This window comes from Phenylobacterium sp., from assembly GCF_041916435.1.
GTDB lineage: Bacteria > Pseudomonadota > Alphaproteobacteria > Caulobacterales > Caulobacteraceae > Phenylobacterium.
The window spans coordinates 324799-351329 of record NZ_JAYRZM010000006.1 but is presented as its reverse complement, the minus strand read 5'-3'; the positions used below and the strand labels follow the sequence as shown (position 1 = coordinate 351329).

At 70.6% G+C, this 26531-nt stretch carries 21 protein-coding genes; 7 read left to right on the top strand and 14 right to left on the bottom strand.

Annotated elements, in window-relative coordinates; translation table 11 throughout:
* The first annotated feature begins 2 nt into the window (after positions 1-2).
* The gene (locus ACE3TA_RS18560) at positions 3-1367 is read left to right on the top strand and encodes a PLP-dependent aminotransferase family protein (RefSeq protein WP_374575813.1); all 1365 of its coding nucleotides are present in this window, start codon (positions 3-5) and stop codon (positions 1365-1367) included.
* A gap of 9 nt (positions 1368-1376) precedes the next feature.
* Here ACE3TA_RS18560 and hflC read toward each other — a convergent pair whose 3' ends face one another.
* Both hflC and hflK read right to left on the bottom strand, forming a co-directional pair.
* Complete coding sequence (gene hflC, locus ACE3TA_RS18555; RefSeq protein WP_374575812.1) at positions 1377-2267, bottom strand: protease modulator HflC; 891 nt, start codon at positions 2265-2267, stop codon at positions 1377-1379.
* Entirely contained in the window at positions 2264-3430 is a 1167-nt protein-coding gene (gene hflK, locus ACE3TA_RS18550) for an FtsH protease activity modulator HflK (protein WP_374575811.1), read from the bottom strand. The genes hflC and hflK overlap by 4 nt, the downstream gene beginning before the upstream one ends.
* Before the next feature lie 132 nt (positions 3431-3562).
* Here hflK and ACE3TA_RS18545 point away from each other — a divergent pair, with 132 nt between their 5' ends.
* Positions 3563-4678: a P-loop NTPase gene (locus ACE3TA_RS18545; RefSeq protein WP_374575810.1), complete on the top strand. Its 1116-nt coding sequence runs from the start codon at positions 3563-3565 to the stop codon at positions 4676-4678.
* Between the two features lie 63 nt (positions 4679-4741).
* Here the strand turns inward: ACE3TA_RS18545 and ACE3TA_RS18540 are convergent, their stop codons facing one another.
* The 6 genes from ACE3TA_RS18540 to ACE3TA_RS18515 all read right to left on the bottom strand — a co-directional run bounded on the left by ACE3TA_RS18540 (position 4742) and on the right by ACE3TA_RS18515 (position 11918).
* Positions 4742-6193, bottom strand: a complete 1452-nt coding sequence (locus tag ACE3TA_RS18540) for an MFS transporter (RefSeq protein ID WP_374575809.1) — start codon at positions 6191-6193, stop codon at positions 4742-4744.
* 133 nt (positions 6194-6326) lie between these two features.
* Complete coding sequence (locus tag ACE3TA_RS18535; protein WP_374575808.1) at positions 6327-7754, bottom strand: MFS transporter; 1428 nt, start codon at positions 7752-7754, stop codon at positions 6327-6329.
* A gap of 301 nt (positions 7755-8055) precedes the next feature.
* Positions 8056-8961 carry an SDR family NAD(P)-dependent oxidoreductase gene (locus ACE3TA_RS18530; RefSeq protein ID WP_374575807.1) on the bottom strand — a complete coding sequence of 302 codons (906 nt, stop codon included), beginning with the start codon at positions 8959-8961 and terminating at the stop codon, positions 8056-8058.
* A gap of 67 nt (positions 8962-9028) precedes the next feature.
* Positions 9029-10003 carry an efflux RND transporter periplasmic adaptor subunit gene (locus tag ACE3TA_RS18525; RefSeq protein WP_374575806.1) on the bottom strand — a complete coding sequence of 325 codons (975 nt, stop codon included), beginning with the start codon at positions 10001-10003 and terminating at the stop codon, positions 9029-9031.
* Positions 10004-10008: 5 nt separating this feature from the next.
* Positions 10009-10779: an ABC transporter ATP-binding protein gene (locus ACE3TA_RS18520; protein WP_374575805.1), complete on the bottom strand. Its 771-nt coding sequence runs from the start codon at positions 10777-10779 to the stop codon at positions 10009-10011.
* The gene (locus ACE3TA_RS18515; RefSeq protein WP_374575804.1) at positions 10776-11918 is read right to left on the bottom strand and encodes an ABC transporter permease; all 1143 of its coding nucleotides are present in this window, start codon (positions 11916-11918) and stop codon (positions 10776-10778) included. The genes ACE3TA_RS18520 and ACE3TA_RS18515 overlap by 4 nt, the downstream gene beginning before the upstream one ends.
* Positions 11919-12112: 194 nt before the next feature.
* Between ACE3TA_RS18515 and ACE3TA_RS18510 the strand changes: the two genes are divergently transcribed.
* Positions 12113-12487: a glycine zipper 2TM domain-containing protein gene (locus ACE3TA_RS18510; protein WP_374575803.1), complete on the top strand. Its 375-nt coding sequence runs from the start codon at positions 12113-12115 to the stop codon at positions 12485-12487.
* A 9-nt stretch (positions 12488-12496) separates the two neighbouring features.
* Here ACE3TA_RS18510 and ACE3TA_RS18505 read toward each other — a convergent pair whose 3' ends face one another.
* Genes ACE3TA_RS18505 through ACE3TA_RS18495 form a run of 3 tightly spaced genes read right to left on the bottom strand, consistent with a single transcriptional unit; the run spans position 12497 to position 18163 of the window.
* Positions 12497-13876: an efflux transporter outer membrane subunit gene (locus tag ACE3TA_RS18505; RefSeq protein WP_374575802.1), complete on the bottom strand. Its 1380-nt coding sequence runs from the start codon at positions 13874-13876 to the stop codon at positions 12497-12499.
* Entirely contained in the window at positions 13876-17001 is a 3126-nt protein-coding gene (locus ACE3TA_RS18500) for an efflux RND transporter permease subunit (protein WP_374575801.1), read from the bottom strand. The genes ACE3TA_RS18505 and ACE3TA_RS18500 overlap by 1 nt, the downstream gene beginning before the upstream one ends.
* 7 nt (positions 17002-17008) lie before the next feature.
* Positions 17009-18163, bottom strand: a complete 1155-nt coding sequence (locus ACE3TA_RS18495) for an efflux RND transporter periplasmic adaptor subunit (RefSeq protein WP_374575800.1) — start codon at positions 18161-18163, stop codon at positions 17009-17011.
* A 97-nt stretch (positions 18164-18260) separates the two neighbouring features.
* Here ACE3TA_RS18495 and ACE3TA_RS18490 point away from each other — a divergent pair, with 97 nt between their 5' ends.
* Positions 18261-18824 (top strand): TetR/AcrR family transcriptional regulator, encoded by a 564-nt coding sequence (locus tag ACE3TA_RS18490; RefSeq protein ID WP_374575799.1) that lies wholly within the window; start codon positions 18261-18263, stop codon positions 18822-18824.
* Positions 18825-18830: 6 nt separating this feature from the next.
* Here ACE3TA_RS18490 and ACE3TA_RS18485 read toward each other — a convergent pair whose 3' ends face one another.
* Positions 18831-19715: a LysR family transcriptional regulator gene (locus ACE3TA_RS18485; RefSeq protein WP_374575798.1), complete on the bottom strand. Its 885-nt coding sequence runs from the start codon at positions 19713-19715 to the stop codon at positions 18831-18833.
* Positions 19716-19836: 121 nt separating this feature from the next.
* On the opposite strand from ACE3TA_RS18485, the gene ACE3TA_RS18480 reads away from it, so the two are divergent.
* Positions 19837-20829, top strand: a complete 993-nt coding sequence (locus tag ACE3TA_RS18480) for an aldo/keto reductase (protein WP_374575797.1) — start codon at positions 19837-19839, stop codon at positions 20827-20829.
* Between the two features lie 12 nt (positions 20830-20841).
* Here the strand turns inward: ACE3TA_RS18480 and ACE3TA_RS18475 are convergent, their stop codons facing one another.
* On the bottom strand, positions 20842-21729 hold the full coding sequence (locus tag ACE3TA_RS18475) for a LysR family transcriptional regulator (RefSeq protein ID WP_374575796.1): 888 nt from the start codon (positions 21727-21729) through the stop codon (positions 20842-20844).
* Between the two features lie 97 nt (positions 21730-21826).
* Here ACE3TA_RS18475 and ACE3TA_RS18470 point away from each other — a divergent pair, with 97 nt between their 5' ends.
* Entirely contained in the window at positions 21827-23020 is a 1194-nt protein-coding gene (locus ACE3TA_RS18470; RefSeq protein ID WP_374575795.1) for an MFS transporter, read from the top strand.
* 10 nt (positions 23021-23030) lie between these two features.
* Here ACE3TA_RS18470 and ACE3TA_RS18465 read toward each other — a convergent pair whose 3' ends face one another.
* Complete coding sequence (locus tag ACE3TA_RS18465) at positions 23031-24623, bottom strand: amidohydrolase (protein ID WP_374575794.1); 1593 nt, start codon at positions 24621-24623, stop codon at positions 23031-23033.
* A gap of 391 nt (positions 24624-25014) precedes the next feature.
* Between ACE3TA_RS18465 and ACE3TA_RS18460 the strand changes: the two genes are divergently transcribed.
* Complete coding sequence (locus ACE3TA_RS18460; protein WP_374575793.1) at positions 25015-26514, top strand: flavin-containing monooxygenase; 1500 nt, start codon at positions 25015-25017, stop codon at positions 26512-26514.
* Positions 26515-26531 lie beyond the last annotated feature (17 nt).

Below are 26531 nucleotides of genomic sequence, written 5' to 3'. Positions count from 1 at the left end.
GCATGTCCGGCGCCGACGACGACTGGCTCGAGGCCGCGCGCGGCGGCCAGGGGCCGATCTACGAGCGTATCGTCGAGGCGCTGGCCGCCGCAGTGCGCGAGGGCCGGCTCAATCCCGGCGACCGCCTGCCGGCGCAGCGGGCCGCCGCCGGGCGGCTGGGCGTCGACCTGACCACCATCACCCGCGCCTATTCGGAGGCCCGCGCCCGGGGGCTGGTCGAAGGGACGGTGGGGCGCGGCACCTTCGTGCGGGCGCGCGCGGAGGACGACGAGGCCGGGTTCGTCGACCTCAGCATGAACCTGCCCCCGCCGCCGCTGGAGGTGTCGCTGGGGGCGCTGATCGCCGACACGACCGCCGACATCCTGCGCCACGCCGACCCCGCCGTGCTGATGAGCTACCACCCGGGCCTGGGCACGGCGGGCCAGCGGGCGGCCGGCGCGCGCTGGCTGGAGCCGGTGCTGGGCCGCGCGCCGCCCGACCGGCTGTTGGTGAGCCCGGGCGCCCAGGCCGCCCTGGCGGCCGCGCTCAGCCTGACCTGCAAGCCGGGCGACGCGGTGGTGGTCGAGCCCCTGACCTATCCGGGCGTACTGGCCGCCGCCAGGCGGCTGGGGCTGCGCCTGCTGGCCTGCCCGGCGGACGAGGACGGGCTCAGGCCCGATGCGTTCGAGGCCCTGTGCGCGCGCGAGGCGCCGTCGGCGCTCTACGTCGTGCCGGCCATGCAGAACCCCACCACGCGCACCATGGGGGTGGAGCGCCGCCGGGCCCTGGCCGACGCGGCGGCCGCCCACGGCGCCTGGATCATCGAGGACGACCCCTATAGCCGCCTGATGGACGCGCCGCCGCCGGCGATCGCCGCCCTGCGGCCGGAGCGGACGTTCCACATCGCCACCCTGGCCAAGTGCCTCAGTCCCGGCCTGCGCATCGCCTATCTGGTCTGTCCGCCGGACCGCACGGGCGAGGCGGCCGAGGCCCTGCGGGCGATGGCGCTGATGCCGTGCCCGCTGACGGCGGCCGTGGCGAGCCGCTGGATCCGCGAGGGCGCGGCCGAGCGGTTGCTGGAGGCGGTGAAGGCCGAGGCGCGGGCCAGGCGCGCCCTGGCCGGCCGGCTCCTGCCGCGGGCCGTGGGCGGGCCCGAGAGCCTGCATGTCTGGCTGCCGCTGGAGGACGCTCGCGCCTGCGAGCGGCTGCGCCTGGCCGCGCAGCGGCGGGGGCTGGCGCTGGTCACCGCCGAGGCCTTCGCCCCGGACCCGGCCGGCGCGCCGCCCGGCGCGCGGATCTCGCTGGGCGGACCCAGCCGGCGCGAGGTGCTGCAACGGGCGCTGGCCGCCCTGGCCGAGGCCGTCGCGGGCGCGCCGGCGATCGTCTGAGCCCAGGCCCTAGCGCGCGCTAGGGCCGCGCTCGAAGTATTTGAAGAAGTCGCTGTCGGGGCTGAGCACCATGGTGGTGCCGCCGTCGCCGAACGAGGCCTCGTAAGCCTGCATCGAACGGTAGAAGGCGGCGAAGCCCGGATCCTTGCCGAAGCTCTGGGCGAAGATGCGGGTGCGCTGGGCGTCGCCTTCGCCTCGGGTCTTCTCGCCTTCCTCGGTGGCGGTGGCCAGCGTGATGGCCACCTCCTTGTCGGCGGCGGCGATGATCTCGCGCTTCTGCTGCTCGCCGACGGCGCGGATCTGAGCGGCCTCCTGCTCGCGGCTGGTCTTCATGCGGCGATAGACGGCCGCCTGGTTGGCGGCCGGCAGGTCCGCGCGCTTGATGCGCACGTCGATGACGGTGATGCCGAGCTGCGAGGCGGCCGCGCGCTGGGCCACGTCGGTCTTGGCCTGGGCCATCAGCTCGCCGCGCTTGCCCGAGACGATGTCGTTGGAGGTGGCCGAGCCCAGCACCTGGCGCAGGGACGAGTTCACCAGCCGCTCCAGACGGTCGCTGGCGATCCGCTCGTCGCGCAGGGTGCGGTAGTACTGCAGCGGGCTGGAGATGCGGTAGCGCACGAAGGCGTCCACCACCAGGCGTTCCTGGTCGGCGGCGATGATCTCCTCCTGGTCGGCCTCGAGCGCCAGATTGCGCTTGTCCAGCTTGATCACGTTCTCGATGAACGGGACCTTCATCTTCAGGCCGGGACCGGAGTCCTTGGTGGCGTTGATCACGCGCACCGGCTCGCCCAGGCGCAGGACGATGGCCTGCTCGCGCTGGTCGACGACGAACAGGGTGTTGGCGGCGAGCACCAGCACGCCGAAGGCCGCCACCGCCAGGAGGACGAGGCGACGGCTCATGGCTGGGCTCCGCTGTCGGAGGTGGGCGCGACGACGGTCGGCGCGGCGGCCTTGGCGGCCCCGGCGCGCGCCTGGAACGCGTCCGGCGGCAGGATGATCGGGGCGGTGGCGCCCTTGGCGTCGATGATCACCTTGTTGGCCTTCTGCAGCACCCGCTGCATCGTCTCGATGTAGAGACGCTCGCGGGTGACGGCGGGCGCGCTGCGGTACTCGCCGTAGATCGAATTGAAGCGGGCCGCGTCGCCCACGGCCTCGCGCACCGACTGCTCGCGGTAGCCCTGGGCGGACTGCACGATCTTGGCCGCGTCGCCCTTGGCCTCGTTGATCACCCGGTTGCGATAGGTGTTGGCTTCGTTGACGGCGCTCTCGGCGTCCTGGCCGGCGTTGGCGACCTCGCGGAACGCGCCGACCACCTCCTGCGGCGGGTTGGCGGTACGGATCTGCACCTCCACCACGCTGACGCCGGCGCCCCAGCTATCCAGGGTGTGCTGCATCAGTTCGGCGGCCTCGGTCTGCACCTGGCCGCGGCCGCGGGTCAGCACCGCCTCCAGCGGCGTCTTGCCCACCACCTCGCGCATGGCGCTCTCGGCCACGGCCTTCACCGAGCTGGCCGGGTCGCGCACGGTGAACAGGAACTTGGCCGGATCCTCCACCCGCCAGGTCACGCTGAAGTCCAGGTCGACGATGTTCTCGTCGCCAGTGAGCATCAGGCTCTCCTCGGGCATGTCGGCGCCGGGGCTGCCGCCCACCTCGATCTGGTTCAGGCTGGTCACGGCCACCTTCTCCACCCGCTCGATGGGGGCGGGCAGGTGGTAGCGCAGGCCCGGCGATTCCGAGCGCGAATAGGCGCCGAAGGTGGTGACCACCGCCTGCTCGTTGGGCTGGACCACGTAGAAGCCGCTCAGCGCCCACAGGGCGAAGGCCGCTCCGCCGATCACGGCGATCGCGCCAGGACGCACGCCGCCGCCGCCGGGCCCGCCGAACAGGTCGCGCAGGCGCCGGTTCAACTGATCGAACAGGGCCGACAGGTCCGGACCGTCCGGCCGGCGGGGGCCTCGAGGTCCGCCGGGCGGGGTGCGGCGAGGACCGCCCGGCCCCTGATCACCGTCGTTGGGCGGCGGCGAGCCCCAAGGGCCGGGGTTGGCGTTATCGTTCCAAGGCATCCGTTGGTCGCGTCGTCTTTCCGTTTCGCTTCGGCGCGGCTGCGCCGCTCTGTCCGAGGTCGGACTTGTAAACCGGCGCTGTCAGCCGGATATGAGGCCCGCGCGAAGGCAAAGCAAGACAACAAAGCCATTATGACCGACACCGAAGCCCCCGATCGGGCCGCTATCCTCGCCGCCCTGGACCAGATCCGCGACCCCAAGAGCGGCCAGGGCCTGTCGTCGGCGGGCCTGGTGCGCGGCCTGGCGGTGGGGCCGGGACGGGCCGGCTTCATGCTGGAGGTGCCGAGGGGCGACGCGGCGCTCTATGCGCCGGTGCGCGAGGCGGCCGAACGCGCCCTCGCCGCCGTGCCGGGCGTCGCCAAGGCCCAGGTCGTGCTGACCGTGGAGGCGTCCGCGCCGCCGCCGGCGCCGGGGGTCACGCGCGTGCGCCGCGGCGCGCGGGTGAACGAGGATCCCCACGCCGCGCCCTCGCCAGCCGCCGACGCCGAGCGCCCGGCTCACGTCAGGCGCGTGATCGCGGTGGCCAGCGGCAAGGGCGGGGTGGGCAAGTCCACCGTCTCGGCCAACCTGGCCGTGGCCTTCGCCCGGGCGGGCCTGCGCGCGGGCCTGCTCGACGCCGACGTCTACGGCCCCTCCGCCCCCCGGATGCTGGGCGCCGACGGCGAGCCGGCGTTCGGACCGGAGAAGAAGCTGATCCCCCTGGAGGCCTGGGGGGTGAAGGTGATGTCCATCGGCTTCCTGGTGGACGAGGGCGCGCCGATGATCTGGCGTGGGCCGATGGCGAGCTCGGCCGTGCGTCAGATGATGCACGACGTGGCCTGGGGCTCGGAAGCCGAGCCGCTGGACGTCCTGGTGGTGGACCTGCCGCCGGGCACCGGCGACATCCAGCTCACCCTGATCCAGAAGATGAAGCTGGACGGGGTGGTGATCGTCTCCACGCCCCAGGAGATCGCCCTGATCGACGCGCGCCGGGCCGCGGCCATGTTCCGCAAGACCGCCACCCCGATCCTGGGGGTGATCGAGAACATGGCCTATTTCCCCGATCCGGCCACCGGCGCGCCGATCCCGATCTTCGGCCAGGGCGGCGCGGCGGCCGAGGCCGAGCGGCTTCAGGTTCCGCTGCTCGCCGAGCTGCCGCTGGACGTGGCCCTGCGCCAGGCCTGCGACGACGGCCGGCCGGTGGCCGCCGCCGCGCCCGACAGCCCCGCGGCCAAGGTGTTCGTGGAGCTGGCGCGCAAGCTGGCCTGACCCTGAGCCGCCGTCATCCCCCGGGCTCGGCCTGCGGCCGCCCGGAGGAGGACGACGCAGGAGTCAGCCCCGCTTCGGCTCCACGGCGATGTCCGGCAGGGTCTGCGAGCCGGTGACCTGCTCGACGATGGAGCTCTCCATGCCCTGGGCGTCGCGGATGTCGAGCGCGCGGCGGATCTCGGCGTGGCGCTCGGCGTTCAGGCCGTAACCGAAGAAGCAGGCCCCGCCGACCAGCACGAAGACGATCGGCGCGAACAGGTAGCACATCTCCAGGCCGAAGATGGCCTGCTCGGTGTTCACCGCCGAGTCCGAGGCGTTGTAGCCGACGGCCGCCAGGATCGGGAAAATGATCCCCACCGAGATCGCCGTGCCGACCTTCTGGGTGGAGGTGACCATGGCGTAGAGCAGCCCCAGCCGCTCCTTGCCCTGTTCCAGGCGCACCTCGTCGGCCACGTCGGCCACCATCGCCCGGACCAGCAGGATGAAGGCGCTGGCCACGAAGCCCACGCAGAACATGCCCACGGCCGTGGGGATCAGCAGGCCCTTGGGCACCGCCATCAGCGCCGACTGGGCGACGGCGTAGCAGATGGTGGCCCCCATCAGGGTGCGGTGCTTGCCGTACTTCTGGGCGATCCTGGCCCAGGCCGGCGCGCCGATGATGCCCGCGCCGATGTAGGGGATCAGCAGCAGGCTGGTGGCCGCCACCGAGAAGCCCTTCGCGTCGTGGAAGAAGAAGATGTAGATCGCCGTGGTCGTGCCCGGCCCCAGGGCCAGCGCCAGGTCGGCCAGGATCAGCCGGCGCATGGAGGGCCTGGCGATCATGTCCCAGTAGTCCTTGAGTCCGAACCGCTCGCGCGTGGAGTCCACCGACATCTTCTCCGGCGCGATCAGGATCGCCAGGAGGATGGAGATCGGCGTGGCGGCGATCAGCACCCAGCCCACCGCGCCCATGCTCTGCCCGCGTCCAGGGTCGATGGCCCCGCCGCTCAGCTTGGGCAGCAGGAGCAGCACCACCGAGCCGGCCACGCCCACCGCGTGCATCCAGCCGTAGATCCGCGAACGCTCGTGATAGTCGGAGGCTAGGGCCGCGCCCCAGGCGGCGTGGGCCAGCACCAGGATCGAAACGCCCGCATAGAGCACCAGCAGCCAGAAGATCAGATAGCCCTGGCCGGCGGCGGCCGGCGGATTGAACAGCATGTAGATCGAGCCCATCAGCACCGGGGCGCCGATCACCATCCAGGGCCGGTAGCGGCCGAAGCCGGTGGTGGTGCGGTCCATCACCGCGCCGATGATCGGGTCGAACAGGATGTCGATCAGCCGCACGCTGGTGAAGGCCAGGCCCACGGCGATCAGGCTGAGGCCGATGTGGCCGGCGTAGAACCGGGGCAGATAGACCCCCAGGGCCAGGAGCAGGCCCGTTGTCGGCAGGGCCGCGCCGGCGAAAGCTAGAATGGTGATCGTGGGAAGCTTGCCGCCGGGAGCGGCTGTCCCGGCCTTGGCGGCGCGGGCTGTCATGGGCGTCTCCAAATCCTAAAATATGTCTGGGCGCGCCTCTGGCGGGCGCGTGATGAATGCGGAAATCTTCGCCCGTCCGCGCCGGCGCGCAAGGAAATTCGAAGGCCGGGTCTGCCGCGGCGCCATGATTCGCCTAGGCGCCCTTGTGCTCGGGTACGGCCGCGATGCCCGGCTCGCCGGTGACGCTCTGGATGATCGGCGCCTCGTCGAAGGCCGCGTCCCGCGCCTCGAGCTGGCGGCGAATCTCGCCGTGGCGCTTGGCGTCCAGCCTGTAGCCGATGAACGAGGCGCCGCCGGCCATGACGAAGGCGATCGGCCCGATCAGATAGGCCAGCTCCAGCCCGTGGATGGCCTGGGGCGTGTTCACCGCGCCCTCCTTGGCGACATAGCCCACCGCCTCCAGGACGTTGAAGGTCAGGAAGATGGAGAAGGCGCCCGCGACCTTGGTGGTCAGGGTGGTGATGGCGAACAGCAGGCCCGAGCGCTCCTTGCCCTGTTCCAGGCGCACCTCGTCGCCGATGTCGGCGGTCATGGCCCGCACCAGCACGGTGAAGCCCGCGGCCAGGAAGCCCAGCACGAACATCGGGACCGCCATGATCAGCATGTTCCCCTGGGGAACCAGGGGCAGGGTGAGCAGCAGCAGCGAGTAGCCGGCGCTGGCCACCATCGCCGCGCGGTGCTTGCTGATCCGGGTGGCCAGCCGGCCGATCGCCGGCGCGCCGAAGAAGCCGGCCAGGATGTAGACCGCCAGGAGCAGGCTCGCCTGGTCGGTTTTGAAGCCGCGCGCGTCGGTGAAGTAGAAGAGGTAGGAGGCGCTCATCCAGCCGGGGCCCAGCGCCAGGCACAGGTCGGCCAGGATGATCCGCGCCATGGTCGGGCGCGAGACCAGCTCCCAGTAGTCGCGCAGGCGAAAGTGCGCCGAATGGTCCTCCTTGCGGACGCGCTCGGGCGTGCGCCACACCGCCAGGGCCACGGTGAGCGGGGTGAGCAGCACCACGAACCAGCCCATGGCCATCACCCCGGCCGCGTCGCTCTGGCCAAGCTGCTTGGCGACGATCGGCAGCAGCAGCACCGTCACCGAACCGCCGACGCCCACGGCGGCGATGAAGCTGAACAGGCGCGAGCGCTCGTCGTAGCTGGGCGCCAGTGTGGAGGCCCAGGCCGCGTGCGCCAGCACGAAGATCGACGTGCCCAGATACATCACCAGGAGCCAGGTGATCAGGTAGCCCACGCCCACGCCCACCGGCGCCATGAACAGCATGTAGACGGCCAGCGTCAGGATCGGAACGCCGATCATGAACCACAGGCGGTAGCGGCCCAGCTGCGTGCGGGTGCGGTCCATGGCCAGGCCCAGCGCCAGGTCGACGCCGATGTCGATCATCCGCACCGTGGCGAAGGCGCCGCCGACGGCCGCCAGGCTCACGCCCACATGGCTAGCGAAGTGCCGGGGCAGGTAGACCGCGATCGCCAGCACCAGGGCCGAAACGGGAATGCTGGGGGCGCAGAAGGCGAGCACGCCCCCAAGCGAAAGGCGCCCTTGCGGCGCAGGGTCCTGGGCCAAGCGTTCGTCTCCCTGACTTCGCGGACGCCTCTTGCGGGCGGCCTTGCGCGTTTCCCTCAGGTTACGCGTGATAACCGAGGTCCAGGCAAGCGGTTTCGACGCAATCGCGGATTAAGCCTTGGCAAGGTTCGGCCGCCGCGCCGGCGTGCGCTCCCGCCCAAGACTTGCTGGAAGGCCGTCTGCGCGCGGCCCGGGCGGCCGATCCGGAAGAGGAAGGGCCAAGGCTCCGGCGTCAGCCGCCCAAACGCAAAACGGGCGGCCCGAGGGCCGCCCGTCGAAGGCTTGCGATGCTCGCCGCGGCTCAGCCGCCGGCCAGCTTGCGGAAGAACTTGGCGCCCTGTTCGCCGCCGGCGAAGTAGGCCTTCTGGCCTTCCGGATCGGCGATCTTTTCCCAGTTGTCGCGGATCTCTTCCACCGACAGGCCGCCCTCGCCCAGGTAGACGCCCTCGGTCTCGTAGATGCGCGAGACGGCGAAGACGCCGGCGCCGGCCGCCAGGATCGCGCCCGTGGGGGCCTCTTCCGAGCAGAGGTAGACCACGCCCGGGGTCACGTATTCCGGCCGCAGCTTCTCCAGCATTTCCGGCGGCATCAGGTTCTCGGTCATCCGCGTGGCGGCGACCGGGCTGATGGCGTTGACGTGGATGTTGTTCTTCTGGCCCTCGAGCTTCAGCGTGTTCATGAAGCCGATGATGCCGAGCTTGGCCGCGCCGTAGTTGGACTGGCCGAAGTTGCCGTAGAGGCCCGACGAGGAGGTCGTGACCACGATGCGGCCGTAGTTCTGCTCGCGCATGATCTCCCAGACCGCCTTGGCCGGCTTGACCGTGCCCATCAGGTGGACGTTCAGCACCAACTCGAAGTCGGCGATCTCCATCTTGGCGAAGGACTTGTCGCGCAGGATGCCGGCGTTGGCGACCAGGATGTCGATGCGGCCCCAGGCGTCCATGGCCTGCTTGACCATCAGGGCCACGCCCGCGTCGTCGGTCACCGAGGAGCCGTTGGAGATGGCCTCGCCGCCGGCCGCCTTGATCTCGGCCACCACCGCGTCAGCCGCCGCGGACGATCCGCCCGAGCCGTCCACCGACCCGCCCAGGTCGTTGACCACCACCTTGGCGCCCCGCCGCGCCAGCTCCAGGGCGTGCTGGCGGCCGAGGCCCCCGCCCGCGCCGGTGACGATGGCCACTTTGCCGTCGAAGCGGATGTCCGCCATTTGCTTCTCCCGTTCCCTGTTGGGGTTCCAAGTTCGGGCCGGGTTTTGCGGCGCACACGAAGGCGCGTCAAGCCGCTGGCGTCGGGCTCGCGGCCTGGGCCGATTGGGAGCGCAGGAACTTCACCAGGACGCGCTGGCCCACCAGGAACGGGGTGTCGTCGGCGCTGACCACCACTTCGACCACCCGTTCGTCGGCGCGCTCGGTGGGGTCTTCGGACTGCAGCTTGCGCGCGCCGAACACGCCGGCCCGGCGCAGCACCACGCCCTTGAAGCTCTTGTCCGGATCCTGCTCGGGGGCGATCTCCACGGTCTGGCCCACCGCGACGTAGGGCAGGGCGCCCTCGGAGATCTCGGCGCGCACGATGCGCTGCGCGTCGGGCTCCAGGTCGAACATGGTCGACACGTTCAGGGTCGAGGCGCCGGAGCCGGGGTTCGCGTAGCGGCGCACGATGCGCCCGTCGGCCGGAGCGCGGATCACCGTGAGCTCCAGGTTGTAGCGGGCTTCGCGCAGCTTGGCCTCGGCGGTGGCGATGTCGGCGCGCTGGACGGCCAGGTTGGCCTCGGCCTCGTGGGTCTGGTCGCCGGCCTGGTCGAGCTTCTGGGCGGCGACGAAGTTGGAGGCCGACAGGGCCTTCAGCCGGGCGTACTCGCGCTTGGCCGCGGCGAGCTGCACCTCCAGGAGGCCCACCTGGGCGCGGGTCTGCTGCACGGCGGCGGCGGCGCTGTCTGCGGCCAGGCGCTGCTCGTCGTCCTCCAGGCGCGCCAGCACCTGGCCCTTCTTCACCGTGTCGCCTTCCTGGACCAGCACCTCGCGCACCACCCCGGCGGTGCGGGCGGCCACCTCGATCAGGCCGCCTTCCACGTCGGCCTTGCCGTTGGCGATGGCGAGATAGGGGCTCTGCGGCGCGGCGGCCGCGGCCTGGGCCGCCTGGGCCTTCTTGGCGCCGGCCTGGCTCGCCAGCACGGCTCCGCCGCCCGCCAGGAGGATGGCGGCGGCTCCGGCGATCCAGAGGGTGCGGCGGCTGCGGAATGCGGCGAACATGGTCTTCAGGCTCCCAGGGAAGCGGAATGGGGGACGGTCGGGCGGACGGGCGCGGAGGCGACGGGCGTCGTGCGCCGGTCGTCCAGGATGCGGCCGTCCTCGATGTGGATGATGCGGTCGGCGTAGGCTTCCAGCCGCGGGTCGTGGGTCACGCAGATCACCGCGGCCCCGTGGCTCTTGGCGGCCCGCTGCAGGAGCTTGATCACCACCTGGCCGTTCTCGCCGTCGAGGGCGGAGGTGGGCTCGTCGGCGAACAGCAGGCGCGGCTCCTTGGCGAGGGCCCGGGCGATGGCCACGCGCTGCTTCTCGCCGCCGGAAAGCTCGGCCGGCCGCTGGTGCATGCGCGGGCGAAGGCCCACCTCCTCCAGCGCGATCTCGGCCTTCAGGCGGGCTTCCTCGGGCGAATAGCCCTTGTACTTCAGGACGGTGGTCACCTGCTGCAGGGCGCTGAGCGCGCCGAACAGGTTGAAGCCCTGGAAGATGAAGCCGCAGTGCTCCAGGCGGAACCGGTCGATGCGGCCGGGCCGGTGGCGCCACAGGCTCTCGCCCAGCGCGGTCACCGCCCCCTCGTCGGGCTTCAGGAGGCCCGAGAGCGTCGCCACCAGGGTCGACTTGCCCGAGCCGGAGGGGCCCATGACCATGGTCACGTCGCCGTGCAGGGCGTCGAAGTCGACCTTCTTGAGCACCTCGATATGGGTGCGGCCGGTCTTGAAGCGCTTGATCAGGCCCTTGGCCTCGATGGCGCGGGCGGGCTCTTGGGGCAGGGAAGGGCTCATCGCAACAGGTCCGCCGGCTGGCTCTTCTTCAACACGCCCAGGGCCATCAGCCCCGAGGCCAGGGAGATCGCCATCAGCAGCACGGCGACCAGGATCACCCAGTTCAGCGGAAAGCCCATCGGCATGCCGCCGTGGGTGGCCAGCAGGTAGACGCCGTAGGTCAGGACGCCGGTGGCGGCCAGGCCCACCAGGCCCACCCAGAACGACAGCTCCAGCACGATCAGGCGCAGGCTGCCCATGGACACGCCCAGCGCCCGCAGGCTGGCGAACTCCTTGATGTTGGCCAGGATCGCCCCGCGCAGGGTCTGCGAGGTGATGCCCACCCCGATCAGGAAGCCGAGGAACACCGAGAAGCCCAGGAAGACGCCGATGATCTGTTCCTTCATCAGCGCGCCCTCGTTGGCCTTGGAGAGCTCAGCCCGCGTCCAGGCGCGATAGAGGCCGCCGGAGACGGCGTTGAGCTGGTCGCGCACCTCGATCGCCTTGGACGGATCCTTCAGGCGCACCATCAGGGGCCCGGTCTTGTCCGGCTTCTCCATCATGCCGAGCATGCGGAAGGTGTCGCGCGAGACCACGACGGTCGCCTGGTTGATGTCCGGATAGCCGTCGACGACGCCGCGCACCCAGACGGTGTGGCCGCGCAGGGTGGCCGGATCGCCCACCTTCACGCCCAGCCGCTTGAGCGCGGTGCGGTCGAGCACCACGGCGTAGGGCTCCAGCAGGGCCACGCGCACGGTCTCGGGATAGTCGACGGGCAGGGTCACCGCGCCCTTGCGCGGATCGACCATCATCACCGAGATGTATTCGCTGACCTGCTTCTCGCCCTTCTTGGGCACGTTGGTCCAGCGTCCGCCGTTGCCGTCCCAGCTGGCGACCTCGGCGACCTCGGGGTTCATGTAGATCTGCGGCTGGATGCGCGCGGGCAGGCCCGTGGCGCCGGAGTTGATCAGGCTCTCCAGCTTGGCCGGCAGGATCAGGATGTCGGCTCGGCTGCGGTCCACCGTGGCGGTGGCGCCCTTGACGATGCCGGTGAACATGCCGACCTGCGCCAGGATCAGCAGCCCCGAAAACGCGAGCGCGATCACGGCGGCCAGATAGCGGCGCCATTCGTAGATGAGCGTGGCCAGGGCCAACGACATTCCAGTCCCTCCAGTCGGAGGGATGTGTCACTTCTGAAACCTCGAAAGCCTAGTTACATCGCCGTAAGGCGCGGGTCCGGCGGATTAATTCGCGGTAAGGTGGAGTGGCCGGGGCCCGGGGCGGACACACGCCGGCCATCGCGGCGCCACAACCGGCCGGCAGCCTGCGCGATCCTGCTTCGAAGGGATCTGGAATGCGCAAACGCCTCGTCCTCGCCCTGGCCGCCGTCCTGGCCGTACCGGCCGTTCCGGCGCTCGCCGATCCGCCGCCCTGGGCGCCCGCCCACGGCCGGCGCGCCAAGGAGGCGGCGATGTACGACGACCATGGCCGCTACTACGAACCGCATGTGATCAGCCGCGAGGATCACGTCTGGCGCGGCGAGGACGGGCGCTACTACTGCCGGCGAGACAACGGCACCACCGGCCTCGTCATCGGCGCGGCGGTGGGCGCGGTGGTCGGCAACCAGCTCGACGGCGGGCGCGACCGCACGGTGGGCACCATCCTCGGCGCGGCCGGCGGCGCCCTCTTGGGCCAGGCCATCGACAAGGGCGACCTGCGCTGCCGCTAGGAGCGGCGGCTATTTCACCCCGCCGCCCAGCACCTTGTAGAGCGTGATCAGGTTGTCGTAGGCGGTCAGCCGCGTGGAGATCAGGGTTTTCTGCGCCGAATAGAGGCTGCGCTGGGATTCCAGGTTCGCCAGATAGCCGTCGACTCCGGCCTGGTAGCGGGCGTTGGCCAGGGTGTAGCTGTCGGCGGCGGCGGCCTCCAGCCCGGTCTCGGCCTTTAGCTGGTCGGCGATGGTGCCGCGGCGGGCCAGGGCGTCGGCGGTCTCGCGGAAGGCGGTCTGGATCGTCTTCTCGTAGGCGGCCACGGCGGCGTCGCGCTTGGCCTTGGCGTAGTCCACCGCCGCGCCCTTGGCCCCGGCGTCGAACAGGGTCAGCGCCACGGTCGGCACGAAGGTCCACTCGGCGGTTCCGGGCTTGAACAGCGAATCCAGCGCCGCGCTCGAGGTTCCGCCCTGGGCGGTGAGCGTCAGGCTGGGGAACAGCGCCGCGCGCGCCGCGCCGATGTCGGCGTTGGCGGCCTTCAGGGCGTGCTCGGCCTCCAGCACGTCGGGCCGGTCCAGGAGCACGGCGGAGGAGACGCCCACCGGCACGTCGGCCAGCACGTTCGCCTCGTCCAGCCCCTGCGGCAGCAGCGCCTCGTCCACAGGCGCGCCGACCAGGAGCTCCAGGGCGTTACGGTCCTGGGCCACGGCGGTGGTGTAGCTGGCCACGTCCGCGGCGGCCTGCTGGTAGACCGTCTCGATCGACCGCACATCCAGGCGCGAGGCCACGCCGGCGTCCTTGCGGCGTTCGGTCAGGGTCATGGCCCGCTGGGCGTTGTCGCGGGTCTCCGTGGCGAGCTTGAGCAGGCTCTGGTCCGCGGCGAAGGTCATCCAGGCGCTGGCCGTCTCGCCGATCAGGCTGACCTGCGCGGCGCGGCCGGCCTCGACCGTGCCGAAGTAGCTCTCCTGCTGCGCCCGCGTCAGGTTCCGGAGGCGGCCGAACAGGTCGACCTCATAGGCCGAAAGGCCCGCCCGGGCGGTGTAGGCGCGGGTCTGGTCCAGGTTGTCGCCGCCGCTCATCGTGCCGGTCCCGGTGGCGCTGATCGTCGGGAACAGGGCCGCGCGCTGCTCGATGAACTGGGCGCGGGCCGCCGCCACGTTGGCCGCCGCCTGGCGCAGGTCGCGGTTGTTGGCCAGGGCCTGGCCGATCACCTGGCGCAGGCGGTCGTCCTGCACGAAGTCGCGCCAGGCGATCTGGCTCGCCGGCTCGGCGTCGGGCGTCGGCGCGGGATAGGCCGCGCCGGTCGGGAAGGCCGCCGGCGTGGGCAGGGCCGGCCGTTCGTAGCGCGGCGCCAGACACGCGCCGGCGGCCAGCGCCGGCAGGACGGCGAGAAGGACTTTGACGCGCATCAGGCCGTCTCCTGCGCCGTGGCGGCGCTGCGCTTGCGGAACAGGCCGCGGATCAACACGAAGAAGAAGGGCACGTAGAAGATCGCCAGGACGGTGGCGCTGATCATGCCGCCCATCACCCCGGTGCCGATGGCGATGCGGCTGTTGGCGCCGGCCCCGGTGGAGACCGCCAGCGGCGCAACGCCGGCCACGAAGGCCAGCGAGGTCATCAGGATCGGCCGCAGCCGAAGCCGCGAGGCCTCGATCGCCGCGGCGAACGGGTCCTTGCCGGCCTTCTCCGAGGCTTCGGCGAACTCCACGATCAGGATCGCGTTCTTGGCGCTGAGCCCCATGGTGGTGAGCAGGCCGACCTGGAAGAAGATGTCGTTCTCCAGCCCGCGCAGGGTGGCCGCCAGCACCGCGCCGATCACGCCCAGCGGGATGACCAGCATCACCGAGAACGGGATCGACCAGCTTTCATAGAGCGCGGCCAGGCACAGGAAGATCACCAGGAGCGAGACACCGTAGAGCATCGGCGCCTGGCCGCCCGACAGCTTCTCCTGGTACGACAGGCCGCTCCATTCGAAGCTCACGCCGCCGGGCAGCTTCTTGGTCAGCTCCTCCATCGCCTGCATCGCCTGGCCCGAGCTGGAGCCCGGCGCGGCCTGGCCCTGCAGCTCGAAGGAGGTGCGGCCGTTGTAGCGGGTCAGGTTGTCCGGCCCCATCGTCCAGTTGGAGGTGGCGAAGGACGAGAAGGGCGCCATCGCCCCGGAGCTGCCGCGCACGAACCAGCGGGAAAGGTCGTCGGGCTTGGAGCGGGAATCGGCCTGGCCCTGGATGTAGACGCGCTTGACCCGGCCGCGGTCGATGAAGTCGTTGACGTAGGTGCCGCCCCAGGCGGCGCTCAGGGTGGAGTTGATGTCCGCGGGCGCCAGGCCCAGCGCCGTCGCCTTGGCCTCGTCGACCTTCACCTTGAGCTGCGGGGCGTCCTCCAGGGAGTTGGGGCGCACCGAGGCCAGGCGCGGGTCCTTGGCGGCCAGGGCCATGAGCTGGTTGCGCGCCGCCAGGAGCTCGTCGCGGCTCATGCCCGGCCCGGCCAGGAGTTCGTAGGTGAAGCCGTTGGAGTTGCCCAGGCCGTTCACCGGCGCGGGGGTCAGCGCGAAGACCTTGGCGTCGCGCTCGCTGGACATGGCCATCATGGTCTGGCGCGCGACGGCCTCGGCGGTGTTCTGCGCGCCCGGACGGTCCTTCCAGTTCTTCAGGTGGACGAACGCCATGCCGGCGTTCTGGCCGCTGCCGGCGAAGCTGAAGCCGGCCAGGGTGAAGATGGAGCTCAGGTTGTCGGCCTGCTTGGTCAGGAAGTAGTGCTCCAGATCGCGGTTGACGGTGTCCACCCGCGACTGGGCCGCGCCCGGCGGCAGGGCCACCTGCACCATCACCCGGCCCTGGTCCTCGTTGGGCAGGAAACCGCCGGGCAGGCGCAGGAAGAGCAGCGCCAGCACCGCGGCCAGGCCCCCGTAGATCACCACGAAGCGGACCGGCCGGCCGACGTTTTTGGTCAGGCTGGCCACATAGGCCGCCACGCCCGCCGCGAAGGTGCGGTTGAACCAGCCGAAGAAGCCCTTGCCTTCGGCCTTCTCTTTGGTCGGCCTCAGCAGGCTGGCGCACAGCGCCGGCGTCAGCGTCAGCGCCACCAGCACCGACAGGGCCATGGCCGAGACGATGGTGATCGAGAACTGCCGGTAGATGACCCCCGTGGAGCCGCCGAACAGGGCCATCGGCAGGAACACCGCCGACAGCACCACCGAGATGCCGATCAGCGCGCCGGTGATCTCGCCCATCGACTTGATGGTCGCCTCGCGCGGCGGCAGGCCCTCCTCGCTCATCACCCGCTCGACGTTCTCCACCACGACGATGGCGTCGTCGACCAGGAGGCCGATGGCCAGCACCATGCCGAACAGGGTGAGGGTGTTGATCGAGTAGCCGAACACGGCGAGCACGCCGAAGGTGCCCAGCAGCACGACCGGCACCGCCACCGCCGGGATCAGCGTCGCGCGCCAGTTCTGCAGGAAGACGAACATCACGAGCACGACCAGGATGGTCGCCTCGACCAGCGTCTTGATGACCTCCTGGATCGAGATCTTGATGAAGTCGGTGCTGTCGACCGGATAGGCGATCTTGTAGCCGGCGGGCAGGTTCGGCGAGAGCTGGGCGACCACCGCCTTCACCCGTTCGGAGGTCGACAGGGCGTTGGCGCCGGGGGCGGCGAAGATGGCCATGCCGGCCGAGGGGTGGCCGTTCACCTTGGTCTTGCTGGCGTAGTCCTCGTCGCCGAGCTCCACCTGCGCCACGTCGGCCAGGCGAACCTGCGAGCCGTCGGTCTTGGTCTTCAGGACGATGTTGCGGAATTCGTCGGGGGTCTGCAGCTTGGACTGGGCGGTGACCGTGGCCACGAGCTGCTGGCCTGCCGGCGCGGGCAGGGCGCCGATCGAGCCGGCCGAGACCTGGGCGTTCTGGGCCTTGATCGCGGTGCTCACGTCGGAGGGCATCAGGCCGACGGCGGCCAGCTTCTCCGGATTGAGCCAGATGCGCATGGCGTACTGCGAGCCGAACACCCGGTAGGAGCCGACCCCGTCCACGCGGCTGATCGGGTCCTGGAAGTTGCTGACCAGATAGTCGCCCATGTCCGACGAGGCGCGCTGGTCGGACTCGTCGTAGAGCGAGATGACCATCAGCATGTCGCTCTGCGACTTGGTGACGGTCAGGCCCTGCTGCTGCACCTCGGTGGGCAGGCGGCTCAGCGCCTGCTGCACCTTGTTCTGCACCTGCACCTGGGCGGTGTCGGCGTTGGTGCCGGCCTTGAAGGTCGCGGTGATCTGGGCGCGGCCGTCGGAGCTGGAGCTGGAGTTGAAATAGAGCAGGCCGTCCAGGCCGGTGAGCTGCTGCTCGATGACCTGGGTGACGCTGTTCTCCAGGGTCTGCGCCGACGCCCCGGAATAGTTGGCCGAGACGTTGATCGTCGGCGGGGCGACGTTCGGATACTGGGCGATGGGCAGGGTCGTGATCGCGGCGATCCCGGCCAGCATGATGACGATGCCGATGACCCAGGCGAAGATGGGCCGCCCGACGAAGAACTTCGCGAACATGACCGGATCAGCCCTTCTTCGTCGCCGCCGCGGCCGCCGTCGGCGCGGGTGATCCGGCCGCGACGGGCTTGACCGTCTCGCCGGCCTTGACCTTGTCGGTGCCTTCCACGATCAGCCGGTCGCCGGCCTTCAGGCCGCTCGTCACCAGCCACTTGTCGCCGACGACCCGATCCACCGTCAGCTCGCGGGACTCCACCTTGTTTCCGGCCCCCACCACCAGGGCGGTGGCGCGGCCCTTGGGGTCGCGGGCCACGCCCTGCTGCGGCGCCAGGATCGCCTCGGGCTCCATCGCCTGGGCCAGGCGCGCGCGCACGTACATGCCGGGCAGGAGCAGGCCCTGCGGATTGGGGAAGGCGGCCCTGAGGGTGACCGAGCCGGTGTCCGGATCGACCGTGACCTCGGTGAACTGCAGGCGCCCGGCGATCGGATATTCCGCGCCGTTCTCCAGGGTCAGGCGCACGCTGGCGCTGGCCGGGACCGCCCCGCCGTTGGAGAGGCTGGCCTTGAGCTTCAGAAGTTCGGTGCTGGACTGGGTGAGGTCCACGTACATCGGATCCATCTTCTGGATCGTCGCCAGGGCGGTGGTCTGGTTGGCGGTCACCAGGGCGCCCACCGTGGAGCTCGACTTGCCGATGCGCCCGCTGATGGGCGCGGTCACGCGGGTGTAGTCCAGGTTGATCTTCGCGCTTTCGACCGCGGCCTTCTGCTGGGCCACGCTGGCGTCGGCCTGCTTGTAGGCGGCCAGCGCGTCGTCGGCGTCCTGCTTGGAGACCGCCTCGATCTTCACCAGCTCGGCGTAGCGGTCGGACTTCAGCTTGGCGGCCGCCAGGTTCGCCTGGGCGTTGGCCAGCGCCGCCTGGGCCTGGTCGTAGGCGGCGCGGAAGGGCGCCGGGTCGATCTGGTAGAGGGCCTGGCCGGCGCTCACCTGCGAGCCCTCCTTGAAGAGCAGCGCCTTGATGATCCCCGCCACCTGCGGGCGCACCTCGGAGGTCTGGTAGGCCGTGGTCCGCCCGGACAGCTCGGTGTCCAGCGAGACGGGCTGGGCGGCGATCGTGACGATCCCGACTTCCGGCGCACCGCCGGTCTGCGGCGCCTTGTTCTCGCCGCAACCGGCCAGGGCGATTGCCGCCCCGAAAAGAAGCGTTGCGGTCAGAGCCTTCATATTGCACCACAGCAAAAAATTAGATTGAACGTTCGTTCTATATTTGCTAGCGAACATTGGGACAAGTGGTTTTTCGTGGGAGGACCCGCGGTTGGGCGTGACCAAGCGCGAGCAGAGAGTGCGGGAACGGCGCGAACAGGTGATCGCGGCCGCGCGTAAGTGTTTTCGTCAAAAGGGGTTCCACGGCGCCAACATGGCCGAGCTGGCCAAGGCCGCCGGCATGAGCGTGGGGCATGTCTACCACTACTTCCCAAGCAAGGAAGACCTGATCGGCGCCATCGTCGAGGACATCTATCACCGCTACCTGGAGCGGATGGAAGAGCTCTACGCGGGCCCCGAGCGCGACGAGGCGGCGGTCCTGCAGACGGCCGAGGAGGAGTTCGACGACGGGGCCCTGATCGTCGCGGCCTTCGCCGAGGCGGCGATCAATCCCAAGGTGGCCGCGTTCATGCGCGAGCACGCCGAGATCCTGCGCCGCCGGGCGCGTGAAGCCTACGGCCAGGACCGCCCCGACCTGAGCGAGGCCGAGATCGAGGCGCGCATCGAGTTCATGAGCATCCTGGGCGAAGGCGCGGCCCTGCGCCGGATCCTGCGGCCGGCCGTCGACAAGGACGCCTTCAAGACGGTGCTGCGCCGGGTGCTGACGGCCCTGGACGCCTGACCGCCGTCAGGCCCGCATGTGTTCGATGAAGGCCCTGAGCGCCGGCGAGACCTGCCGGCGGCTGGGGTAGTAGAGGTGGAAGCCGTCGAACGGCGCCAGCCAGTCCTCCAGCACCGGAACCAGCCGCCCGGCCGCCAGGTCGTCGGCGACGAACGACCTCAGCACCATGGCCAGGCCCGCCCCGCCGATCACGGCGGGCAGCACCAGCGCGTAGTCGTCCAGCACCAGCGAGCCGGTCACGTCCATCCGCAGCTCGTGGCCGTCCCTGGCGAACTCCCAGGCGTAGATCGCCCCGCTCGGCCAGCGCATGCGCACGCAGTCGTGGTCCGCCAGGTCGGTCGGGGTCAGGGGCGGCGGGCGCGTTTCGAAATAGGCCGGCGCGCCGACCACGGCCAGGTTCTGCGGCCCGCTCAGCGGCACGGCGATCATGTCGGCCGGCAGGGCCTCGGCCAGGCGCACGCCCGCGTCGAATCCGCCGGCGACGATGTCGGTGAAGCCGTTGTCGGTGACGATCTCCAGTCGCACCTCCGGATAGGCGGCGATGAAGCTCGCCAGCTTCGGCGCGAACAGCAGGCTCGCGGCGGTGCGCGCCACGTTCACCCGCACCCGTCCGGCCGGCCGTTCGCGGAAGTCGCCCACCTCGCGCAGGGCCGTGCCGATGTCGTCCAGCGCCGGACGCAGCCGGGCCAACAGCCGCTCGCCCGCCTCGGTGGGCGCGACGCTGCGGGTGGTGCGATGCAGCAGGCGCACGCCGAGCTCGGTCTCGACATGGCGGATGCGGTGGCTGAGCGCCGAGGCCGACACCCCCAGCGCCACGGCTGCGCGGCGGAAGCTGCGCAGCTCGGCCACGCGCACGAAGGCCGTCAGGTCGGGCAGGGACTGTCGGTCCATTGCTGAAATCTTTTCAATAGCGCGCTGAAGCTTCGCGCGATTATCGCACAGTCGCTCCGCCCCCATCTAGGGGCCGGGACGGGCGCGCCGGGCGTCCGCCAGCCGCGACGGGAGCCAGCATATGAAAACGCGCAAACTCGGAACCCAGGGCCTGGACGTCTCCGCCATCGGCCTGGGCTGCATGGGCATGACGTGGGCCTACGGACCGGCGCTCAGCCAGGCCGAAGTGGACGCGGTCGTCCACCGGGCCGTGGACCTGGGCTACACCTTCTTCGACACGGCCGAGGTGTACGGCCCCTTCACCAACGAGGAGCGGCTCGGCCACGCCCTGAGCGGCCTGCGCGACAAGGTGAAGATCGCCACCAAGTTCGGTTTCAAGATCACGCCCGGCGCCGCCCGGCCCGGCGGCGTCGACAGCCGGCCCGAACACATCAAGGAGGTGGCCGACGCCTCGCTGAAGCGCCTGGGCGTGGAGGTGATCGACCTGTTCTATCAGCACCGCGTGGACCCCGAGGTGCCGATCGAGGACGTGGCCGGCGCGGTGGCCGACCTCGTCAAGGCGGGCAAGGTGAAGTACTTCGGCCTGTCCGAGGCCGGGCCGCAGACCATCCGCAAGGCCCACGCCGTCCACCCGGTCAGCGCCCTGCAGAGCGAGTATTCGCTGTGGACCCGCGATCCGGAGAAGGCGGTCCTGCCGGTGCTGCGTGAACTGGGGATCGGCCTGGTGCCCTACAGCCCGCTCGGCCGCGGGTTCCTGACCGGCGCCCTGACCGACCGCGACAGCCTGGCCGACAACGACTTCCGCCGCCGCCTGCCGCGCTTCCAGGAAGGCAGCTTCGACAAGAACCTGTCGCTGGTGGAGACGCTCAAGGCCCTGGCCGCCGAGAAAGGCCGCACCCCGGCGCAGCTCGCGCTCGCCTGGCTGCTGCACCAGGGGAACGACATCGTGCCGATCCCCGGCACCACCAAGGCCGCGCGGCTGGAGGAGAACGCCGGCGCCGTCGACGTGACCCTCAGCGCCGAAGACCTCGCGGCCATCGCCGCCGCCGTTCCGGAGACCGAGGTCGCCGGCCAGCGCTACGACGAAGGCGCCCTGGCCATGGTCGGCCGCTAGGCGCGCGACGTGTCAGCCGTCGGCCCGGGCCCTCAGGGTCCGGGCCAGATGGTCCACGAACAGCCTCGTGCGCGGGGGCGCCATCCTGGACGAGGGCAGCACCGCCCAGATCCCCAGGGGCTCGATGATCGTCGCCGGGAAGCTCAGCTCCACCAGCCGGCCCTCGGCGAGGTCGGCCTGGACATGCCAGTCCGACAGCATCGCCACGCCGGCGCCGGCGACGCAGGCCTCGCGCAGGGCGTCGACGGAGTTGATCGACAGCCGGCCCCTGGCCCGCAGCCGCACGGTCCGTTCGCCGGAGCGGAAGCTCCAGTGGGTGGTTCCGGCCAGCGGCAGGCACTGGTGACGCTCCAGGTCGGCCAGGGCGGCCGGCGTTCCGGAGCGCGCCAGATAGCCCGGCGCGGCGTAGAGCCCGCGCGGGCTGTCGCCGACCCGCCGGGCGACGAGGCTGCTGTCGCGCATCTCGGCGATGCGGATCGCCAGGTCGAGCCCCTGGCCGACCACGTCGACCATCGCGTCGGTCAGCATCAGGTCGATCTCCAGCCGCGGATGCTCGCGCAGGAAGCCGGCGATGATCGGGGTCAGCACCAGCCGCCCGAACGCCGCCGAGGCGGTCAGCCGCAGGAGGCCGCCGGTCAGGGCCGGATCGCCCGCCAGCGCCGCGCGCGCGCCGGCCTCGGCCTCCAGCAGGCCGCGGGCGAAGGGCAGGAACTTCTCGCCTTCGCCGGTCAGGGCCAGGGCCCGCGTCGTGCGGTGCATCAGGCGCGCGCCGAGCGCCTTCTCCAGCGCCGCCAGCCGTCTGGACGCCGTGAGCGCCGGCACGCCGCAGCGCCGGGCCGCGCCGGCCAGGCTGCCGGCCTCGACCGCGGCGACGAAGACGGAAACGTCCAGCAGGTCCATTAGATCATTTTATGAAGTGCAGAACCTTCATGAATCGCCAGTACATCAACCGGCGATGGATGACTAGGTTCCGCTCGCCGCTTTGATGGAGAGGGCCATGTCGACCGAATCCTCCGCTCCAGACCAGGTCCTGCCCGCCCAGCCGGCGGGGCTGTCGCCGTTGCTGCTGTTCGCCATGGCCGGCGCGGCGGGCCTGGCGGTCGCCAACATCTATTTCAACCAGCCCATGCTGGAGCTGATCGAGCGCTCCCTCGGCCGGGCCGCCGTCGGCCTGGTCCCCACCGTCACCCAGATCGGCTACGCGGCCGGCCTGCTGCTGCTGGTGCCGTTCGGCGACGTCACCGAGCGGCGGCGGCTGATCGTCGGCCAGTTCGCGCTCCTGGCCGTCGCCTCGCTGCTGGCGGCCTGGTCGCCGGCGGGCGCGGTGCTGGTCGCCGCCTCGCTGCTGATCGGCCTGGCCGCCAGCGTGGCCCAGCAGATCGTGCCGCTCGCCGCGCACCTGGCGTCGCCCGAGCGGCGCGGGGCGGTGGTCGGCTCGGTGATGTCGGGCCTGCTCTGCGGCATCCTGCTCAGCCGCACCCTGGCCGGGTTCGTCGCCGCCCACTGGGGCTGGCGGGCCATGTTCCTGATCGCCGCCCCGGCCATGGCCGCCACCGCCGCCGCGCTGGCGGTCGTGCTGCCCAAGAGCCGCGGCGACAGCCGCCTGGCCTATCCGCAACTGCTCGGCTCGCTGGTCCACCTGTGGCGCGAGCTGCCCCAGTTGCGCCGCGCGGCCTTCACCCAGGCGGCGCTGTTCGCCGCGTTCTCGGTCTTCTGGACGGTGCTGGCCCTGCGCCTGGCCCAACCGCCCTTCAACCTGGGGGCCCAGGCCGCCGGCCTGTTCGGCGTGGTCGGCGCCGCCGGCGTGCTCGCCGCGCCCCTCGCCGGACGGGTGGCCGACCGGCGCGGCCCGCGGCCGGTGATCCTGCTGGGCGGACTGATGGCGGTGGCGGCCTGGGCCGTCTTCGGCCTCTGGGCCACGCTGCCGGGCATGGTGCTGGGCGTGGTGATCCTGGACTTCGCCGTTCAGGCCGCCCTGGTCTCCAACCAGCACGTGATCTTCGCCCTGCGCCCGGAGGCGCGGGCCAGGATCAACACCCTGTTCATGACGACCATGTTCCTGGGCGGGGCGAGCGGGTCGATGCTCGCCATGATCGGCTGGCGCGCCGGCGGATGGCCGCTGGTGCTGGCCGCCGGGACGGCCTTCAGCCTGGCCGCCCTGGCGATCCAGCTCCGCAAGCCGGCGGCCTGACCCCGGCCGCCTATTGGCCGCCGGTGTTCGGGTACTTGATCCCGAGCTGGTCCAGGTAGGTGTCGTACTTTTTGGGGTCGTAGTAGAAGGGCTCCATCTTCGGCCGCATCCGGGCCATCAGCTCGTCGTTGATGTGGATCGCCGGCTGGTCGTCCTTGGTGATGACCGGGTCGTACTTGTCTTCCTTGAACTGCACGTTCTCTTGATAGTCCTTGGCGTCGGCCACCAGCTTGGGCGTCGTGGCGATGTCCAGCACGGTGAGCGCGACGGCCTTGGCGCCGGCCACCACGCCCTTGTGGGCGATCGGCGTGGCCATGGCCATGGCCGAGGTCACGTTGTGGAAGATCACGTTGGGGATGTTGGCCGGATAGGTGATGGTGATGGTCGGCACGGTCCACATCACGTCGCCGATGTCGTCGGAGGCGCCGAAGGTCGGCCCGCCGGGCACGCCCAGCGGCGAGACCTCTTCGGCCAGCGGCTTCAGCTTGAAGTGGTTGGTCTCCTGCACCGCCTTGGCGAAGGCCTGGTCGTCGGCGCTCCACTTGGGCATGCCCACCATCTGGATGTTCTTGTAGGCGTCCTCGGCCAGCGGCTTGTTGCCGTGCATCGGCGCGGCGTAGCCCAGCACCTTGTGCTCGACGGTGGTGCCGGTGGCCATGGCCGCGGCCTCGGAGATGGTGTTGCCGGTCTCATAGAGATTGCGGATCGCCGCGAAGGTTCGGTCGCGGAAGTAGTACCAGACGGCGGCCTTGCCCGGCACGATGTTCGGCTGGTCGCCGCCGTTGGTGATGACGTAGTGCGAGCGCTGGGTCACCGGCAGGTGTTCACGCCGGAAGTTCCAGGCGGTGTCCATGATCTCCACCCCGTCGAGCGCGCTGCGCCCGTCCCAGGGCGCGCCGGCGGCGTGGGCGGTCTTGCCGTGGAAGGTGTACTCCACCGAGACCATGCCGGTGGAGCCGCTGTCGCCCCAGCTGGTGGTGAAGCCGTTGGAGACGTGCACGAAGATCGAGGCGTCCACGCCCTTGAACACGCCCTCGCGCACGTAGAACGCTTTTGAGCCCAGGAGCTCTTCGGCGATGCCGGGCCAGATCATCAGGGTGCCGTTGACGTGGTTCTTGACCATCACGTCCTTGGCCGACAGCGCCGCGACCACGATCAGCGGCATGCCGGAGTTGTGGCCCTCGCCGTGGCCTGGCGCGCCTTCCACCATCGGCTTGATCTGCGGCGAGCCGGGAACCTGCGACAGGCCGAGCAGGCAATCCTCGTCGCTGCCCAGCGCGATCTTCGGCCCGCCGGTCCCATTGCTCCAGGTGGCGGTCCAGGCGGTCGGGATGCCGGCCACCCCGCGCACGATGGTGAAGCCGTTCTTCTCCAGGATGGAGGTGATGTAGTCGCCGGTCTTGAACTCCTGGAAGCCAGGCTCGGCGTAGCTGAACACCTGGTCGACCATCTGCTGGGCGAGCTTGGCGCGGGCGTCCACGCCGGCGATCGCCGCCTCGCGCATGGCCTGGGTCGGCTCGGCCATGGCGCTGGGCGCGGCCAAGGTCATGGCGCTCGTCATCAAGAGCGCGGCCAGCGTCTTGCCCGTCGCAGTCGTCTTCATCGCGGTTTCCCCGTCGGCTTCGGCGCAAATCGGCGCCATGCGATTTTCAAATCAGGCCGCGCCCAATTCGCCGGAAACGCGCGCCTGGATCGGGTTTCGGCTCGAAAACCGACGCACTCAACCCGCCTGGTTGTGAAAGTCGCATGGCGTCCGGAATCGTCCGGTCTGGCGGCGCCGATGCGCCGGACGGCCGCCTGGCTGCCGAATTCCTGAGCCGCCGGCCCGGCCTGGCCGCTGCGGAAGCCGCCCGAGAAGCAGCTGGTTGCCTGTCCGCGCCGTTCAATGGGAGACTGGGCCCATTCAAGAAAGCACGGGCCGCGATCCCCGCCGGGGCCGCGCGCACGGGCCATATTCAGCCCCCGCGGGCGCCATTGATAGGGATGAAAACAACATGAGCGGCGACGCCATCGCGCCCGGCCAGAGCGCGGCCAAGACCCAGCACTTCGACGTCATCATCATCGGCGCGGGCATCGCCGGCGTGGGCTCGGCCTACCACCTTCAGACCCAGGCGCCGGAGCGCAGCTTCAGGGTCCTGGAGGCGCAGGACAGCTTCGGCGGCACCTGGTGGACCCACAAGTACCCCGGCGTGCGCTCCGACAGCGACCTGCACACCTTCGGCTACCGCTTCAAGCCGTGGCGCGGCACGCCCATCGCCACCGGGCCGGAGATCCTCGCCTACATGGCCGAGGTGATCGAGGAGAACGACCTGGCCCGCCACATCCAGTACGACACCAAGGTGGTCTCGGCCCGCTGGTCCAGCCAGGACAACCTGTGGACGCTGGAGACGGTGCGGTCCGACACCGGCGAGACCGAGCGGTTCACCACCGGCTTCCTCTGGATGTGCCAGGGCTACTACCGCCACGATGAAGGCTATACGCCTGACTGGCCGGGCATGGATGCGTTCAAGGGCCAGATCGTCCATCCGCAGACCTGGCCCAAGGACCTGGACGTCAAGGGCAAGAAGGTGGTCGTCATCGGCTCGGGCGCCACGGCCGCCACCCTGGTGCCGGCCATCGCCGACCAGGTCGAGCACGTCACCATGCTGCAGCGCTCGCCCACCTATTTCACGCCGGGCCGCAACCGCAACGAGCTGGCCGAGACCCTGCGCGAGCTCGAGATCGACCCGGAGTGGACGCACGAGATCGTCCGCCGCTCGATCCTCAGCAACGGCGCGAAGATGACCCGCCGCACCCTGGCCAACCCCGAGGTCGTGCGCGAGGAGCTCCTGGGCGTGCTGCGCGGGATCATCGGCGAGGACTATGTGGCCGAGCACTTCACGCCCAGCTACGATCCCTGGCGCCAGCGCATCTGCTTCGTGCCGAACGGCGACTTCTTCGAGGCCATCAAGTCGGGCAAGGCCTCGGTCGCCACCGACCAGATCGAGCGCTTCACCGAGACGGGAATCCTGTTGAAGTCCGGCCTGGAGCTGGCGGCCGACATCGTCGTCACCGCCACCGGCTTCAACCTGAACGTCCTGGGCGACATCGACTTCGTGGTCGACAACGAGCCGCTGGATTTCTCCAAGACCGTGACCTACCGCGGCATGATGTTCACCGGCGTGCCGAACCTGGTGTGGGTGTTCGGCTATTTCCGGGCGAGCTGGACCCTGCGCGCCGACCTCATCGGCGATTTCGTGCCGCGCCTGCTCAGGCACATGGACGAAAAGGGCGCGAGCCGCGTCATGCCGGCGCTTCGGGCCGAAGACGCCGACATGGAGCTCACGCCCTGGATCGACCCGTCCAACTTCAACCCCGGCTACCTGACGCGGGGCCTGCACCTGATGCCGAAGAGCGGGGTGAAGGACGAGTGGCGCCACACCCAGGACTACTGGGCCGAGAAGGACCTCTTCCCGGCCCTGGACCTGGATGATCCGGCCTTCGCCTACGCCTAGAGCGAGACTCGATTTCA

Bases quoted from the DNA above. Each gene is read 5' to 3' on its own strand.
- ACE3TA_RS18460 (WP_374575793.1), top strand. From the start codon at position 25,015: ATGAGCGGCGACGCCATCGCGCCCGGCCAGAGCGCGGCCAAGACCCAG.
- ACE3TA_RS18500 (WP_374575801.1), bottom strand. From the start codon at position 17,001: ATGTTCGCGAAGTTCTTCGTCGGGCGGCCCATCTTCGCCTGGGTCATC.
- ACE3TA_RS18505 (WP_374575802.1), bottom strand. From the start codon at position 13,876: ATGCGCGTCAAAGTCCTTCTCGCCGTCCTGCCGGCGCTGGCCGCCGGC.
- ACE3TA_RS18515 (WP_374575804.1), bottom strand. From the start codon at position 11,918: ATGTCGTTGGCCCTGGCCACGCTCATCTACGAATGGCGCCGCTATCTG.
- ACE3TA_RS18525 (WP_374575806.1), bottom strand. From the start codon at position 10,003: ATGTTCGCCGCATTCCGCAGCCGCCGCACCCTCTGGATCGCCGGAGCC.
- ACE3TA_RS18560 (WP_374575813.1), top strand. From the start codon at position 3: ATGTCCGGCGCCGACGACGACTGGCTCGAGGCCGCGCGCGGCGGCCAG.
- ACE3TA_RS18480 (WP_374575797.1), top strand. From the start codon at position 19,837: ATGAAAACGCGCAAACTCGGAACCCAGGGCCTGGACGTCTCCGCCATC.
- ACE3TA_RS18540 (WP_374575809.1), bottom strand. From the start codon at position 6,193: ATGACAGCCCGCGCCGCCAAGGCCGGGACAGCCGCTCCCGGCGGCAAG.
- ACE3TA_RS18470 (WP_374575795.1), top strand. From the start codon at position 21,827: ATGTCGACCGAATCCTCCGCTCCAGACCAGGTCCTGCCCGCCCAGCCG.
- hflC (WP_374575812.1), bottom strand. From the start codon at position 2,267: ATGAGCCGTCGCCTCGTCCTCCTGGCGGTGGCGGCCTTCGGCGTGCTG.
- ACE3TA_RS18495 (WP_374575800.1), bottom strand. From the start codon at position 18,163: ATGAAGGCTCTGACCGCAACGCTTCTTTTCGGGGCGGCAATCGCCCTG.
- hflK (WP_374575811.1), bottom strand. From the start codon at position 3,430: ATGCCTTGGAACGATAACGCCAACCCCGGCCCTTGGGGCTCGCCGCCG.
- ACE3TA_RS18465 (WP_374575794.1), bottom strand. From the start codon at position 24,623: ATGAAGACGACTGCGACGGGCAAGACGCTGGCCGCGCTCTTGATGACG.
- ACE3TA_RS18520 (WP_374575805.1), bottom strand. From the start codon at position 10,779: ATGAGCCCTTCCCTGCCCCAAGAGCCCGCCCGCGCCATCGAGGCCAAG.
- ACE3TA_RS18475 (WP_374575796.1), bottom strand. From the start codon at position 21,729: ATGGACCTGCTGGACGTTTCCGTCTTCGTCGCCGCGGTCGAGGCCGGC.
- ACE3TA_RS18545 (WP_374575810.1), top strand. From the start codon at position 3,563: ATGACCGACACCGAAGCCCCCGATCGGGCCGCTATCCTCGCCGCCCTG.
- ACE3TA_RS18530 (WP_374575807.1), bottom strand. From the start codon at position 8,961: ATGGCGGACATCCGCTTCGACGGCAAAGTGGCCATCGTCACCGGCGCG.
- ACE3TA_RS18510 (WP_374575803.1), top strand. From the start codon at position 12,113: ATGCGCAAACGCCTCGTCCTCGCCCTGGCCGCCGTCCTGGCCGTACCG.
- ACE3TA_RS18485 (WP_374575798.1), bottom strand. From the start codon at position 19,715: ATGGACCGACAGTCCCTGCCCGACCTGACGGCCTTCGTGCGCGTGGCC.